Annotated in this window: 13 protein-coding genes; 12 read left to right on the forward strand and 1 reads right to left on the reverse strand. The window is 36.7% G+C overall.

Features of this window, described 5'->3' with window-relative positions:
* The first annotated feature begins 71 nt into the window (after positions 1-71).
* The 8 genes from ACYPXO_RS10700 (at position 72) to ACYPXO_RS10735 (ending at position 12,182) form a co-directional block, all read left to right on the forward strand.
* Entirely contained in the window at positions 72-860 is a 789-nt protein-coding gene (locus ACYPXO_RS10700; RefSeq protein WP_459640560.1) for a threonine/serine exporter family protein, read from the forward strand.
* A complete protein-coding gene (locus ACYPXO_RS10705) occupies positions 857-1,330 on the forward strand; it encodes a threonine/serine exporter family protein (protein ID WP_459640561.1) in 474 nt (157 codons plus the stop codon). The genes ACYPXO_RS10700 and ACYPXO_RS10705 overlap by 4 nt, the downstream gene beginning before the upstream one ends.
* 116 nt (positions 1,331-1,446) lie before the next feature.
* Positions 1,447-2,736 (forward strand): PLP-dependent aminotransferase family protein, encoded by a 1,290-nt coding sequence (locus tag ACYPXO_RS10710; RefSeq protein WP_459640562.1) that lies wholly within the window; start codon positions 1,447-1,449, stop codon positions 2,734-2,736.
* Between the two features lie 76 nt (positions 2,737-2,812).
* Positions 2,813-3,616 (forward strand): threonine/serine exporter family protein, encoded by an 804-nt coding sequence (locus ACYPXO_RS10715; protein WP_459640563.1) that lies wholly within the window; start codon positions 2,813-2,815, stop codon positions 3,614-3,616.
* Positions 3,613-4,056 carry a threonine/serine exporter family protein gene (locus ACYPXO_RS10720; protein ID WP_459640564.1) on the forward strand — a complete coding sequence of 148 codons (444 nt, stop codon included), beginning with the start codon at positions 3,613-3,615 and terminating at the stop codon, positions 4,054-4,056. Before ACYPXO_RS10715 ends, ACYPXO_RS10720 begins: the two co-directional genes overlap by 4 nt.
* Before the next feature lie 67 nt (positions 4,057-4,123).
* Positions 4,124-5,581: a glutamate--tRNA ligase gene (gltX, locus tag ACYPXO_RS10725; protein ID WP_459640565.1), complete on the forward strand. Its 1,458-nt coding sequence runs from the start codon at positions 4,124-4,126 to the stop codon at positions 5,579-5,581.
* Positions 5,582-5,590: 9 nt separating this feature from the next.
* Positions 5,591-7,426: an ATP-dependent helicase gene (locus ACYPXO_RS10730; RefSeq protein ID WP_459640566.1), complete on the forward strand. Its 1,836-nt coding sequence runs from the start codon at positions 5,591-5,593 to the stop codon at positions 7,424-7,426.
* A 220-nt stretch (positions 7,427-7,646) separates the two neighbouring features.
* Complete coding sequence (locus ACYPXO_RS10735; RefSeq protein WP_459640567.1) at positions 7,647-12,182, forward strand: glycoside hydrolase family 2 TIM barrel-domain containing protein; 4,536 nt, start codon at positions 7,647-7,649, stop codon at positions 12,180-12,182.
* Between the two features lie 50 nt (positions 12,183-12,232).
* Here ACYPXO_RS10735 and ACYPXO_RS10740 read toward each other — a convergent pair whose 3' ends face one another.
* Entirely contained in the window at positions 12,233-12,565 is a 333-nt protein-coding gene (locus ACYPXO_RS10740) for a DUF1292 domain-containing protein (protein ID WP_459640568.1), read from the reverse strand.
* A 147-nt stretch (positions 12,566-12,712) separates the two neighbouring features.
* Between ACYPXO_RS10740 and ACYPXO_RS10745 the strand changes: the two genes are divergently transcribed.
* From ACYPXO_RS10745 to ACYPXO_RS10760, 4 genes are all read left to right on the forward strand, one after another.
* Positions 12,713-13,702 (forward strand): substrate-binding domain-containing protein, encoded by a 990-nt coding sequence (locus tag ACYPXO_RS10745; RefSeq protein ID WP_459640569.1) that lies wholly within the window; start codon positions 12,713-12,715, stop codon positions 13,700-13,702.
* A gap of 20 nt (positions 13,703-13,722) precedes the next feature.
* Complete coding sequence (locus ACYPXO_RS10750) at positions 13,723-15,414, forward strand: alpha-amylase family glycosyl hydrolase (RefSeq protein ID WP_459640570.1); 1,692 nt, start codon at positions 13,723-13,725, stop codon at positions 15,412-15,414.
* Between the two features lie 3 nt (positions 15,415-15,417).
* A complete protein-coding gene (locus tag ACYPXO_RS10755) occupies positions 15,418-16,062 on the forward strand; it encodes a TraX family protein (RefSeq protein WP_459640571.1) in 645 nt (214 codons plus the stop codon).
* A gap of 13 nt (positions 16,063-16,075) precedes the next feature.
* A partial coding sequence (locus ACYPXO_RS10760) for a DUF5662 family protein (protein ID WP_459640572.1) occupies positions 16,076-16,620 on the forward strand: 545 nt, incomplete at its 3' end.

Consider the following 16,620-nt stretch of genomic DNA (forward strand, 5'->3'; position numbering starts at 1 on the left):
TTGGACGGGTGGTTATGATGTACAAATTTCAAAAGTACAGACAGTTTTCATAAATAAGGAGCAGGCAGAAGATGAATAATGAACAACTAATGGAAACGGCGATGCTTGCCGGCGAGATTATGCTGTGCAGTGGAGCGGAAACTTACCGTGTAGAAGATACAATGAGCCATATTTTAAAGAATGCCGATGCAGAGCAGAAAGAAGTATTGGTAATGATGACGGGAATTATGGCGACTTTAAAAAAAGAGGGAGAAAAACCGTCTACGATTATAAAGAGAGTGACGGACAGAGGAACAAATCTAAATAGGGTTGTGCGTGTAAATGAAGTTTCTAGAAAACTTTGCAGCGGGGAACTTACGGTGGATGAGGCGTATCAGGAATTAAAAAAGATTGCGTCAGGCAGATATAAAGAGTTTACATCTCCTCTGTATCATTTTTCTGCCACTATTATAGCGGTAATCGGATTTACGATGATGTTTGGAGGAAAGATAAATGAGATTTGGGCATCAGCGATAGTCGGTGCTTTGCTCGGACTTTCGATGGAAATTGGACACAGACTGGAAGTCCATGATTTTGTGATGGATGCCATATCCTCTATGGCGATTACCGTGTTGACCGTGCTTTTAAAAGCATACCTTCCGGTGTCGATTAATATGGATACGATTATTATCAGTGCGATTATGCCACTTGTTCCCGGAGTGGCTATTACAAATGCGGTAAGGGATACTCTGCAGGGAGATTACATTACGGGAAGTTCAAGAATGCTTGAGGCGTTTATCAAAGCGGCATCTATAGCGTTAGGGGCGGGTATTGGAATGCTGCTGTTTGGAAGTAAATTTATCGGGAGGGCAGTTTTATGATATTGCAGATTATAGGAGCATTTATCGCTATTTTCGGATTTGCCATTTTGCTTGAAATTCCAAAGAAATATTTAGTGCTTGCAGGAATTGTCGCTGCAATCGGTTGGTCAATATATCTTTTTAGCGAAAAAATGGGGACGGGAACAGTGACTGCTTCTTTCTTTTCGGCATTGACGGTCACATTAGTGTCACATTTATTTGCAAGAATGATGAAAACACCTGTTACCATATTTTTGATTGCAGGAATTCTCCCTACCGTGCCGGGAGCGGGGATGTACCGTATTGCGTATTATATGATTATGGGTGATAGTGAGATGTACTCTCATTATTTTACGGAAACATTGAAGATTGCAGGAGTTATTGCACTGGCGATTTTTATTATGGATACGATTTTCAAGTTCTTTATGAAAAATGGAATTAAACAGAATTCCTTATCCTATACGAAAAGAAAAATGAATAAAAGAAAATAAAAAATTGCAAAAAAGTTCTATATAACACGAGAAAAACATAAAAAATGAAAGAAATGATTGACTAAACGTCAAAAAATGTATAAAATAACCATTAACGAGAAAATAGGAGGTCTGTGATGGTAGCGTATAATGAGTTAAGTAGAGAAGAACTTTTAAATTTAAAAGGTGAGTTGGAGAAACAGTTTTCTGAAGTGAAGGCAAAGGGATTAAATTTAGATATGTCCCGTGGGAAACCGTCAGCTGCACAACTTGATTTAGCAATGGGAATGATGGATGTTTTAAACAGTCAATCAGACTTAAAATGTCAGGAAGGTGTAGATTGTAGAAACTATGGTGTTTTAGATGGTATTCAGGAAGCAAAACAGTTACTCGCAGACATGATGGAAGTGCCAAAAGATAATATTGTCATTTTTGGTAATTCAAGTTTGAATGTAATGTATGACACGATTGCACGTTCCATGACACATGGCGTAATGGGAAGTACACCATGGTGTAAGTTGGATAAAGTGAAATTCTTATGTCCTGTTCCGGGGTATGACAGACATTTTGCAATTACAGAGCATTTTGGAATTGAAATGATTAACATCCCGATGACAGAGAGTGGTCCTGATATGGATTTAGTTGAAAAACTCGTAAGTGAGGATGAAGCAATTAAAGGTATTTGGTGTGTTCCAAAATATTCCAATCCGCAAGGAATCACTTATTCCGATGAAACAGTACATCGTTTTGCTAAATTGAAACCGGCAGCAGAAGATTTCCGAATTTATTGGGATAATGCTTACGGAATTCATCACTTATATGAAGACAAACAGGATTATCTGATTGAGATTTTGATGGAATGTAAAAAAGAAGGTAATCCGGATATGGTATATAAATTCTGTTCTACATCAAAAGTAAGTTTTCCGGGGTCGGGAGTATCGGCTATTGCGGCATCTGACGCAAACCTTGTTGATATTCGCAAACAGATGACAATTCAGACAATCGGACATGATAAATTAAATCAATTGCGTCATGCAAGATTTTATAAAGATATTCACGGTATGGTGGAACATATGAAACTCCATGCAGATATTTTAAGACCAAAATTTGAAACAGTACTAAGTGTTCTTGAAGAAGAATTGGGAGGTCTTGAAATCGGTTCATGGTTAGCACCAAGAGGAGGATATTTTATTTCTTTTGATGCAATGGAAGGATGTGCAAAAGCGATTGTTGCAAAAGCGAAAGAGGCAGGATTAATTATGACTCCGGCGGGAGCAACATTCCCATACGGAAAAGACCCGAAAGATAGCAACATTCGTATTGCTCCGTCTTATCCGACACCGGAGGAGTTAAAGATTGCCGCAGAAATCTTTGTTTTAAGTGTAAAACTTGTAAGTATTGATAAATTATTGGAAGAAAAGAAATAGATTTTAATAGAGAAAGGGTAGCAGATAAGAGATGTCTTATTGCTATCTTTTTTCTACATTTGGAAAAGGAGTAGAGATGGAAGAAAAGAAAGTTCCTGAATATGAAGAGATGCATAAAGTACTGGACTTCGCATTGGATGCGGGAAGAATTCTTTTGAAAAACGGTGCGGAGATTTTTCGTGTGGAGGAAACAATCGACTACATATGCAAACGATATCATATAAAAGAAGTTGATACGTTTGTACTAAGTAACGGTATTTTTATTACAGCGGAAAAAGAAGGGAAGGAGATGTTTGCGAAAGTGAAGCATATTCCGTTGTCCGGCACGCATCTTGGCATTGTTACGGCGGTAAATGATCTGTCGCGAGAAGTTACTGCACGGCGTATCAGTCTGGATGAAGCAATTGAGAAATTAAAGGAGATTGAGAAAATGCCCCCCAAAAAGAGATATTTCCGTATTCTTGCGGCGGGAATGGGAAGCGGAGGGTTTTGTTATCTTCTTCAGGCAAGTTTATTTGAAAGTGTGGTGGCATTTGTTATCGGTATGCTTTTATATACTTTTGTTACGTTTACGGAAAAACATCCGATGTCAAAAGTCATTGTCAATATTGTGGGGGCAGGACTTGTGACAGTTCTGGCGCTTTTAGTTTGTAATTTTTGTTTTCCGTTTTTACGGAGAGATAAAATCATTATCGGCTCTATACTTCCACTTGTGCCGGGGGTTGCATTTACGAATGCTATAAGGGATATAGCGAGAAGTGATTTTATTTCCGGTACGGTTCGTATGATTGATGCAATTTTAGTGTTTGTCTATGTGGCAATCGGAGTCGGAGTAGTGTTGACGCTTTATCAGAATATGTTAGGAGGGTTTGCACTGTGATTTCAGATGTTATAAGTTCATTTATCGGAACGCTGGCGTTTTCGATTTTGTATAATGTAGATAAAAAGTTTTATTTTTATTGCGGATTGACGGGAACTGCGGGGTGGCTTTGCTATTGCATGGCTGTCGATTTTTCTTCACCGGCGGTTGCTTCTTTTGTTGGAACGTTAATGGTTGTTTTACTTTCCAGAATTTTTTCCGTATGGAAGAAATGTCCAATTACCGTTTTCCTGATTTCAGGAATTTTTCCGCTTGTGCCGGGAGCGAGTGTATATTATACGGCATATTATTTTGTTACGGGAGATATGGCGCTTGCTTCACAGATGGGAATTTCTTCAATTAAGATAGCATTTGCCATTGTGCTTGGCATTATATTCGTTGTATCTATGCCGAGAAAGTGGTTTTCTTTCCGCTATTGGAAAGAGAAGATTGTTAAATAATCTTGTCAATTCTCTGCATCCTATATATAATAGACGGTAGAGAGTACATAGAATAGGAGAGTTAAAAATGAGTAAAGTAAGAACAAGATTTGCACCAAGCCCTACGGGAAGAATGCATGTGGGAAATTTAAGAACAGCGTTATATGCATATTTAATTGCAAAGCATGAAGATGGTGATTTTCTTCTTCGTATAGAAGATACAGATCAGGAACGCTATGTGGAAGGTGCTGTTGATATTATATATAGAACATTGGAAAAAACGGGACTTATTCATGATGAAGGACCGGATAAGGATGGCGGATATGGTCCGTATGTACAGAGTGAACGTAATGCGTCAGGAATTTATTTAAAATATGCAAAACAGTTGGTAGATCAGGGAGATGCTTATTACTGTTTCTGTGACAAAGACAGATTGGAGTCATTGAAAAGCACGGTGGCAGAAGGTGGAACAGAGATTGTTGTTTATGACAAACACTGTTTACATTTAAGCAAAGAAGAAGTTGAGAAAAATCTTGCGGAAGGGAAACCTTACGTTATTCGTATTAATATGCCTACAGAGGGAACAACAACATTCCACGATGATATTTATGGTGATATTACTGTTCCTAATGCAGAATTAGATGATATGATTTTAATTAAATCAGATGGATTCCCGACATATAATTTTGCGAACGTAGTAGACGATCACTTACAGGGAATTACTCATGTTGTACGTGGAAATGAATATTTGTCATCAGCACCGAAGTATAACAGATTATATGAAGCGTTTGGCTGGGATGTTCCAACATATGTACATTGTCCGTTAATTACAGATGAAAATCATAAGAAATTAAGTAAACGTTGTGGACATTCTTCTTATGAAGATTTGGTAGAACAGGGATATTTGACAGAAGCAATCGTAAACTATGTTGCTTTATTAGGCTGGAGTCCTACTGATAACAGAGAAATCTTTTCTTTGGGAGAACTTGTAGAAGTATTTGATTATCATCATATGAGTAAATCTCCTGCAGTGTTTGACACAATGAAATTAAAATGGATGAACGGTGAATACTTAAAAGCAATGGATTTTGATAAATTCTTTGCATTGGCTAAGCCATATATCGAAGAAGTTGTGACAAAAGATTACGATTTGAAGAAGATTGCTGCTCTTGTAAAAACAAGAATTGAGATTTTCCCTGATATTAAAGAACATATTGATTTCTTTGAAGAGTTGCCGGAATATGACACAGCAATGTATACACATAAGAAGATGAAAACAAACGAGGAAACTTCTTTGGAAGTGTTAAAGGAAATCCTTCCGCTATTTGAAGCACAGGAAGATTACAGCAATGATGCTTTATATGCTGTTTTGAAAGGATATGTGGAAGAAAAAGGTTGCAAAAACGGATATGCAATGTGGCCTGTAAGAACAGCCGTTTCAGGAAAACAAAATACACCGGGCGGTGCTACAGAAATTATGGAAATTTTAGGAAAAGAAGAATCCTTAAGACGTATCCGAAAAGGAATTGAATTATTAAGCAAGTAAGGAGAAGAGATGGGATTTAATAAAGCACAAACAGAAGCGATTACACATCAAGATGGTCCCATGTTAGTTTTAGCAGGTCCCGGTTCGGGAAAGACACTTGTCATTACAAAGAGAATAGAATATTTAATCCAAAAGCGAAAAGTAAGACCAGAAGAAATTCTGGTCATTACTTTTACCAAGGCTGCTACAAATGAGATGCGTGAGAGATTTAGAAAAGTAATGCAGGGGCGGTATTTGCCGGTTACTTTTGGGACTTTTCACGGCATCTATTACGGTATACTAAAGTGGGCGTACAAATTGTCGGCAGAAAATATTTTTTCTGAGGAAGAAAAGATAAGGCTTTTGAAAGAAATATTGGAACATATTGATGCGGAGATAGAAGTGGATGATGAAAAGGATTTCCTAGAAGGAATTACGGGAGAAATCAGTTGCATCAAAAATAATCAGTTGGATATTAAAGAATTTCGATCTGTATATTGTCCTCCGAATATATTTAGAGAGATTTATTATACATATGAGCGTGAGAGAAATCGGAGAAAGAAACTGGATTTTGACGATATGCTTGTTCTCTGTCATGAGTTGTTTACGAAAAGACAGGATATATTAAAAAAATGGCAGGAAAGATATAGTTACATTCTTATAGATGAATTTCAAGATATTAATAAAGTGCAGTATGATGTTATCCGTATGCTTGCTTTGCCACAGAATAATTTATTTATTGTCGGAGATGACGACCAATCTATTTATAAATTCAGAGGGGCAAGACCGGAGATTATGCTTGGCTTTGAGAAAGATTATCCGAATGCAAAAAAGGTATTATTGGATGTAAATTATCGTTCCACAAAGGCGATTGTAAACGGTGCAAGGAAAATTATTCAGAAGAATAAAAACAGATATGTCAAAAATATTATTACTTCAAATGAGCAGGGAGCGGATATTCATATACAGGAAGTCAGAAATCTTTCTGAAGAGAGCATATATGTGCTGAATGAAATTCGGGAAGAGTTGAAACGTGGTGTTCCTGCATCGGAGATAGCTGTTTTGTTCCGAACGAATATGGAACCGAGAATGTTGGCGGAAACATTTATGGAGTATAATTTGCCTTTTCAAATGAAAGAACACCTTCCAAATCTGTACGAACATTTTATTGGAAGAAATTTTTGTGCATATATGAGAATGGCAATAGGAAAAAAAGACAGGAAAGATTTTTTGGAAGTAATGAATCGTCCTATTCGATATATTAGCAGAAGTAGTGTGGAGAAAGCAGAAGTTTCTTTTGAAAGTTTGAGAAAATTTTATTGTGATAAGGAATGGATGCTTGATAGAATAGATCAATTAGATGTGGATTTGCGTATAATGAAGACAATGACTCCGTATGCGGCAATTCAATATATTAGGAAGAAAATGGGATATGATGATTTTTTGAGGGATTACGCATATACAAGAAAAATTAAAGTGGAAGATTTATATGAAATTGCCAATGACATTCAAACGAGAGCAAAAGAATATAAGACAATAGAAAGTTGGTTTGCCCATATCGAAAAATATACGGAAGAATTGAAAAACAGATCAAAGCAGACGGAGTCTAATCAGAATGCTGTTACATTTTTAACAATGCACAGTGCAAAAGGATTGGAGTTTCATACTGTTTTTATTATTGAAGCTAATGAGGACGTCTGTCCGTATAAAAAGGCTGAAATTGTGGAGGATATGGAAGAAGAAAGACGAATGTTTTATGTGGCGATGACCCGCGCAAAGAAAAAATTGTATATTTCCTATGTGAGAGAGCGAAACGGAAAGTCGATGCTGCCGTCAAGATTTGTCAATGATTTGCTTTTTGAATAGGACTTTAGAAACTGTTTTGAAGTGTACATCAAAGCAGTTTCTTTTTTATATGATAGAATAAAGTTGCACAAAAGATTTTGATTGTTAAAAAATAAATTAGTGAAAATAAACAAAAATATACTTGCGAATTAAAAAATAAAGTGTATAATACAAATTAGAGTGCTTTGAAAAGAAAAGGAACAAAGCAAATAATAATTCTTGGAATGAGGAGGAACAGGAAATGAAAAAGAGAAACCAATGGGTTGCAGCGGCATTGGCACTTAGTGTTATTATGTCAGGGATTCCGGCGGAAAATCTATCAGCGGGAAAACCGTCAGACGTATTTAAGGGAGAGGAGTGGTTTGATCAAAACGATGTTTTTGAAGTAAACAGAGAAGACGCTCATGCAAGTTTTGTGGGATTTGATAATCTGGAATCGGTAAAAAGTCCACAAAAACGTCAGCAGAAAGAAAAATCCCCTTATTATTTATCATTAAATGCAAATAAAGGTGATAAGAATGGTTGGAAGTTTAAAATGGTATCCAATCCGTCTGAGAGGGATATGGAATTTTATAAACCGGAAGTAGATGTAAGTGGCTGGGATAGTATTAAAGTACCGAGCAACTGGCAGACGGAAGGATATGACTCGCCAAAATACACGGATACAAGACTTCCATGGGAAGGAGTAGAAGACCCGAGAGCGAATTACGGTCTTCCGGAAAACAGCCCTAGAGGAATTTCACCTACAATTTATAATCCGGTAGGACACTACCGCAGAACATTTACAACACCGGAGAACTGGGACGGTAAAGAAGTGTTTGTTTCTTTTCAGGGTGTGGAATCAGCTTTCTATTTATGGGTAAACGGACAGAAAGTGGGATATAGCGAAGACAGTTATACTCCTTCAGAATTTGACATCAGCCAGTATTTAAATCCGGCAGGACAAGAGAATACAATCGCAGTACAGGTGTATCGCTGGTCAGATGGAAGTTATTTGGAAGATCAGGACTTTATCCGTTTGAGCGGTATTTTCAGAGATGTTTTCTTATATGCGAAAGATAAACAGGCTTCTTTGTTTGATTTTGCATATACAACAGATTTAGATGAGAATTATGCAAATGCAGAATTATCCGTTGAAACTGTTTTGAGAAGTTATGATGAGAAAGCAGATACATCTGGTTACAAAGTGAAAACATTCTTATATGATGCAGCTGGAAATGTTGTTAAAGAAAAAGAATTGGGCGATTTGAAATTTGAACAGGTTGCAGGTGAAAAATTCAGACAAGCTAAGATTTCCTATAAAGAAAAAGTAGAAAAACCATTATTATGGTCTGCAGAAAATCCGAACTTGTATGAACTAGCATTTGTTCTTTATGACAAAGAGGAAAATGTTGTGGAAACTGCAGGAACACATGTAGGTTTCAGAGAAGTAGAGATTGTAAGAAAAGGAACGAATAAATCTCAAATTCTCATTAATGGAGCACCTATTATGTTGAAGGGTGTAAACCGCCATGAAACAAATAAGGAAACAGGACGTCATATTTCAGAAGACAGTATGATTCAGGATATTAAACTGATGAAACAGTATAATATCAATGCCGTGCGAAATTCTCACTATCCAAATGAAGCAAGATGGTATGAATTATGTGATGAATACGGATTGTATATGATTGATGAGGCAAATATTGAATCTCACGGATTAAATGATTATATTCCTCAAAGTGATGCACAGTGGATTAGTGCTTGCAAAGACAGAATGACAAGCACGATTGAGAGAAGCAAAAATCATCCGAGTATTATTTCATGGTCTTTAGGAAATGAAAGTTACGGTGGTGATACATGGGCGGAACTTGGAAAATTGTGTAAGGAACTTGATCCGACAAGATTTGTACATTATGAAGGTTGGCGTGATATTGAGGAAGTAGATGTATGGTCAAGAATGTACCGTAGGGTAAACAATCCTGACTCTACAGATAAAATAAAAAATCCACTTGGCTGGTGGGGAGAAAACGGAACAAAACCTGCTTTCCAGTGTGAATATGCTCATGCAATGGGAAATGGTATCGGAAACTTAGATGAATACTGGGATATGTATGAAAAATATCCAAACCTTCAGGGTGGATTTATTTGGGACTGGGTTGATCAGACAATTGAACTTCCGACTCCTACAGATAAAGTGTTAAAAGATGAAGGAAAAAACAATTTAGAAGTGCTTATGGACGGCTCTCTTGAAAGTGGAGAAAACGGCAAAGCAATGCGCGGATATGCGAAAGTATATAATGACAAATCATTACACATGGCAGGAAATCAGGCATTTACTTTGGAGGCTGACGTAAGACCAGATAGTTTTAAAGAAACAAGAGATAATGACGGTTCAGGGCAGTTAGATCCGTCTGATTACAATAAGACGGCGCCGATTATTACAAAAGGTAATGATGGATGGAAATGTACAGAGTCTTATGGATTAAGAAGACTTGTAGAGGGCGACAAAGATGTTTTGGAATTTTATATTTATAATCAAAACTGGAATGCAGACGAGGGTGTGTACGAGAAAGTGTCTGCACAGTATCCGCTTCCGGAGAATTGGGCAGATGAATGGCACCATGTGGCAGGAAGTTTTGACGGAACAAACTTAAAACTATATCTGGATGGCAAAGAAGTTGCTTCTGCAAAATCAGATGCAGGAATAGCAGGAGGACCAAATCAGGTAGGCATCGGTGCTGACCTTACATTTGATGCACAAAATCCAAATGTACCTGATACATTTAAAGGATTAATTGATAATGTACATATTTATAATAAAGCATTATCCTTAAATGAAATCAATGACAGAACAAGAAAAGCAGATGAAAACACATTATTATGGTTAAGTTTTGATAATACAACTGCAAAAACATACGACAGAGATACATACTATTCATTTGGCGGTGACTGGCAGAGCATACCGGAAGGAAACCCAAATAATAAGAACTTCTGTGCAAACGGTCTTGTGTCTGCGGACAGAACAGTACAGCCTGAATTGGAACAGGTTAAATATATTTACCAGAATATCGGTATTGAAGACGAAGATCTGATGAATGGAAAAGTAAGAATTTCTAACAAATACCTCTTCCAAAATCTAAACGAATTTAGAGGAAAGTGGGAATTGGTAGAAGACGGAAAGGTAATCCAAAAAGGAACATTTTCAGATGAAGAGTTGAACATTGCTCCTGTAGATGATTATCCTGTGAATAATCCGAAACAGGATGTAAAAGAATACAATGAAAAAGTTGTTCAGATTCCATTTACAAAACCGGATTTAAAAGTAGGTGGGGAATATTTTATCAACATTAGTTTTGAATTGAAAAAAGATACATCATGGGCAAAAGCGGGACATGAAATAGCATACAGACAACTTCCTTTATCTTATAAAGTGCCTGATAAAGAAAAGGCAGACTTAGATAAGATGCCTGAAATTCAAGTGACAGATAAAGAAACAAAAACAACAGTAAACGGTAAAGACTTTACATTAGAATTTGATAAGGCAAAAGGAACAATTGAAAGTTTTGTTTATCAGGGAACATCGCTGTTAGAAAACGGTCCTGAACCAAACTTCTGGAGAGCGCCAACAGACAGTGACTTAGGATTTTATTCAGGTCTTGAGATGGACACTTGGAGATATGCCGGACAGGATAAAATGGTAACAGATGTAAAAACAGAAAGAATTAATGATAAAGCAGTACGCTTTACTGTTACATCCAAATTGCCTACAACAAATGAGTCCGTATATAAACAGACATTTACTGTATATGGTACAGGTGATGTGAAAGTAGATAGTTTATTACAGCCTGGAAAAGACCTTCCAATGATTCCGGTTGTAGGTAATATGCTTACTTTACCAAAAGAATTTTCAAATGTAACATGGTATGGAAAAGGTCCTGATGAAAACTATATTGACCGTCAGAGTGGTTATGAAGTAGGGGTATATAAGAAAAATGTAAAAGATTTCTTTATTGACTATATCAAACCACAGGAAACAGGAAACAGAACAGATACAAGATGGGTAAGTTTAACAAACGATAAAGGTGTAGGTTTACTTGCAAAAGCAGACGGTGTTATGGAATTTAGTGCTCTTTACTATACGCCTGAACAGTTGAGTAATGCATTACATTCCTATTTGTTAAAAGAAAATAATTCTATTTCTTTAAGATTAAATCAGAAACAAATGGGGTTAGGTGGCGATAACTCATGGGGAGCAAAAGCGCTTGAACCATATTTAATCAAAGCGGACAAACCTTACGAATATAGTTTTACATTAAAACCGGTTAATACGGCTGATATTGATAAGACTATGGCAGATTCAAAAGTACAGATGCCGGAAACAGAAGGTCATGAGCAGGAAAAAGCAGATAAGAGTAAACTTGCGGCTGCAATCAAAGATGCAGAGGCAGTTGATACAAAACAGTATACAGAAGACTCTGTTGCAAAAATGACAACTGTTTTGAAAAAAGCAAAAGAAGTATTTGCAAATGATTTAGCAACACAGGAAGAAGTAGATGAGGCAGAAAAAGCACTGAGAGATGCTTTGAATAAACTTGTGAAGAAGACAGGTAGTCAGGGCAACGGTGGTCAAAATGGAAATCAGACAACAAAACCGAATAAGCCGAATGGACAAAACAAACCTGTTAAGACGGGAGATGCAACACCGTTTACACTACTCTTTGGCGGTTTGGCGGTGAGTCTTGGAACAATTTTAGGCTTGAAAAAGAGAAAAGACAACTTAGATTCAGAAAAATAAAAACTGTACAAAAAAAGACGCTCATTTTAAATGGGCGTCTTTTACTGAAATTAATCTTCATCAGATAATTCTTCAAATTCCTGAGCGTCTAACCATTCATCAAACGCATCAGCAGCAACTTCATATTCATCGTCATCTTCGATGTTGTCGAGAGTAGGTTCTCCGTCAACTTCTGCATAGCGATAAAGGTATACGTCACCTTCTTCATTATCACCATCTTCATCAATAGGAAGAAGAGCAATATATTCTTTTCCGCCTGCTTCGTAGATTGTCAATACAACACATTCTACTTCTTCGTCATTGTCCAATGTCAATGTTACTGTTACTTCTTCATCGTGGCAGTCACAGTTATCGTGACCACAGTTACAATTATGTTCGCTCATGTTTTTATCTCCTTTACAATTTGATATAATCACTCTAACAGAATGAGGGAAGAATTGCAAGGATAAAAACTATTGACAACCTATAAAAAAGGGCTAAAATAAAGTAATAGAAATGTAATAAAACTGTAAAAGGAAGGGATAACAGTTATGAATATAAAGAGAATGAAGTTGATTTTATTGGCAGTTGTATGTGCATTTACATTTGCCGGATGTAAAAAAAACGTGGGAGCAGAAGAAGATAATCCGGTTAAAGCGGAGGAAGAAGAGGAGAAGGTTATATATAAGTTTGGATTTTCATGTATTGCTAAAGAAAACCCATATTATATTACATTGGGTGATGCAATTCAGGAAAGCCTCAGGGAAGAGGGGCATACGGTGATCGGGACGAATAAAGACACGCATTTAAGTTCCGATGAACAGATAGAACAGATTAATGAAATGATAGAACAGGGAATAGATGCTATTTTTCTTTCTCCTGTAGACTGGAAAGAGATTACTCCGGCGTTACAGGAGTTGAGGGAAGCAGATGTGAAGATTATTAATATTGATACGAAAGTGGCAGATTTTGATTATGTGGATGCTTATATTGGTTCGGATAATAAAAATGCAGGAACAGTATGCGGTAAAGATTTAATAGAGAAATGCGAGAAGGGCGGAAAGATTGTTATCTTAGAATGTCCGACAATGAATTCCGTTAATGAACGTATTACAGGGTTTGAAGAGGCGATAGCAGGAAGTCCTTTTGAAGTTGTGGCGAGAAAAGATGTAAAAGGGGATTTGGCGATTGCCAGAGATGAAACAAAGAAAATTTTAGAGAAGAATAAGGATATTACTGCGATTATGTGCGGAAACGATCCGTCGGCAATAGGGGCATATATTGCAGCGAATGAACTTGGTATAAAAGGAATTAAAATTTACGGTGTGGACGGTTCGCCGGAATTGAAAAAAGAATTAGAAAAACCGAATACGCTTATTGCTGGAACAGCAGCACAGTCACCGATTAACCTAGGAAAGACAGCAGTAAAAGTTGCTTTGAATATGTTAAACGGTGAGGATTATGAAGAGGAAACATATTTGGATACATATCTGATTACAAAAGAAAATGTAGAAATGTATGGAACAGACGGCTGGCAATAAAAGAAATGAAAGGGAAAAATATGGAACATTATAGAGGAATGCCTTTTCCGATGGGTGTTACTGTAGAAGGGAATAGCGCTAACTTTTCCACAGCAGTGAAAAGCGGAAAAAAATGTTTTCTTTTATTGTACAAAAAGGGAGAGTTGACTCCTGCATTTGAATTGGAAATGAAAGAAGAATATGCTTTTGGCGAAATTAGATGTATTATGCTAAAGGGCATGGATTGGGCAGAGTGGGAATATAATTATAAGATAAACGATGAAATTGTAACCGATATATATGCGAAGGCGGTTACGGGAAAAGAAGAGTGGTTAGGAGAAGAAACATCCTTAATTAAAGGAAAAATCCTTGCGGATGTATATGATTGGGAAAATGATACACCTCTTTTTCTTCCGGAAAATGAAGTGGTTGCGTACAGTATTCATGTGCGAGGATTTACGAAACATACATCAGCTAAGGTAAAACATGGCGGTACTTTTTTGGGAGTGAAAGAAAAACTTCCTTATTTAAAAAAATTGGGTATTAATCAGATTCACTGTATGCCAGTATATGAATTTGAGGAAAATGGACGATATACAAATTACTGGGGATATGGTCCGGCATTTTGTTTTGCACCAAAATCTTCCTATGCGGCTACAGGGGATGCTGTATGTGAATTGAAGGATTTAGTAAAGGCATGTCATAAGGATGGAATAGAGATTGTTCTCGATTTGCCATTTACGGAAGAGATGTCAAAGAGAATGGTAGCAGACTGTATTCGTTATTACAAAATGGAATATCATATAGACGGATTTATTGTTAATCCATTCAATGCTCCTTTTGAAGAATTAAAAAAAGATCCGTTGTTAAAACATACAAAGATATTAAAAAAACAAGATGATTTTCAAAATATTATGCGTCAGTTTTTAAAAGGTGACGAAGGAATGGTTGAGAGTGTAATGTGGTGGACAAGACACTTTTCTAATGAGGAAGGTATTTTCAATTACATTACAACTCATACAGGCTTTACCCTTTCTGATTTGGTTTCTTATGATGGAAAACATAACGAGAAAAACGGAGAGAAAAATCAGGACGGTCCGGATTATAATTACAGTTGGAATTGTGGAGCAGAAGGACCAAGCAGAAAAAGGGCGGTTATGGCGTTGAGAAAGAAACAGATTAGAAATGCTTTTCTTTTATTGCTTACTTCTCAAGGAACACCTTGTATTTTGGCAGGGGATGAGTGTAATAACTCCCAGCAGGGAAATAATAATGTTTATTGCCAAGATAACGAGATTGGCTGGGTAAACTGGGGAAATACGGAAAAAGACAGAGAACTATTTCGTTTTGTACAGTCATTAATTCAATTTAGAAAGGAGCACAAAGTATTACATGCTCCATCGGAACTAAAAGGAATGGACAGTGTTTCCTGTGGGATTCCGGATGTATCATATCATGGAGAATGTGCATGGCAGATTCCTTCTGAGATTTCCAGCAGACAGTTGGGAGTTTATTACTGCGGAGAAGGAATAGGGGAAGACAGTTGCTTTGTCGCATACAATATGCATTGGTTGAAACATTCATTTGCCTTGCCGGCGTTAAAAAAAGGAAAGAAATGGTATTGTGCCGTTTCAACTGATACAGGTGTGATGAAAGAAATGGAAGAACTGGATAATCAGAGAGAAGTTATAGTGGGTGACAGAACAATAGAAATATTTGTGGGAAAGGAATAGCATATGAAAATCGGTTTAAATTCATTTCAACTGAAAATTATTGCAGTCATTACAATGATTATTGACCATATAGGACTGTTTTTCTTTCCAGAATATATATTTTTTAGAATTATCGGGCGTATTTCATTTCCGATTTTTGCTTTTTTAGTTGTGGAAGGTTTTTATCATACAAGTGATATTTTGAAATATATGATTCGTTTGGGTGGCTTTGCAGTTCTTTCGGAAATTCCTTTTGATTTGCTGACAACGGGAAGAATTTTTGATTTGCGCCATCAGAATGTGTTTTTTACTCTGCTTATCGGAGTAATTCTTATGTATTGTTATGAAAAACAGTATTCTACTTTTTCCAGAGTGAGCGCGCTTTTTCTTATTATGCTTGCAGGTGATATTTTCAGAACAGATTACGGTGCTTGGGGCGTATTGATGATTTTTTGTTTCTTTATTTTTAGAGAACGTATGGCAGCAAAATTTGTCAGCGTCGCAGTAATTAATATTTTAGTATTTGGATATATTCAGGCGTTTGCAGTGTTAGCGCTTTTACCAATCTGCCTTTATAACGGCGAAAAAGGAAGAAGTTATAAATATTTCTTTTATCTCATATATCCGGTACATTTATGGATAATATGGATAATTAAAACAATGATATAGGAGTATGGAAGAGATGAAAGCGTGGAAACATTTTTGCACAATTACACATCATAAAATGTTAGTTATGAAGTATTGCTTTCAGGTGGGGCTGTATCGGCAGGGGCTTCTGCACGATTTGTCAAAATATAGTTTCACAGAGTTTTGCGTAGGCAGTAAATATTATCAAGGGACGAGAAGTCCAAACAATGCGGAGAGGGAAGAAATAGGGTATTCAAGTGCATGGTTGCATCATAAAGGTCGAAATAAGCATCATTACGAATATTGGATTGATTACGGTGTTGGAAAAGAAAAGGGACTGATAGGTATGCCGATGCCTAAAAAATATGTTGTAGAAATGTTTATGGACAGAATAGCGGCATCGAAAACGTATATGAGAGAAAAATACACAGACAGAAAACCACTTGAATATTATGAGCAGGGAGCGAAGTATGTTCGTAAAATGCTTCATAAAGATACACAGAAATTGTTGGAAACACTTCTCAATATGCTTGCGGAAAAAGGGGAAAAGGTTACATTTGATTATATTCGAAAAGAAGTGTTAAATCATAACCACCCGTC

The sequence above is a fragment of the Faecalimonas canis genome, assembly GCF_054601575.1.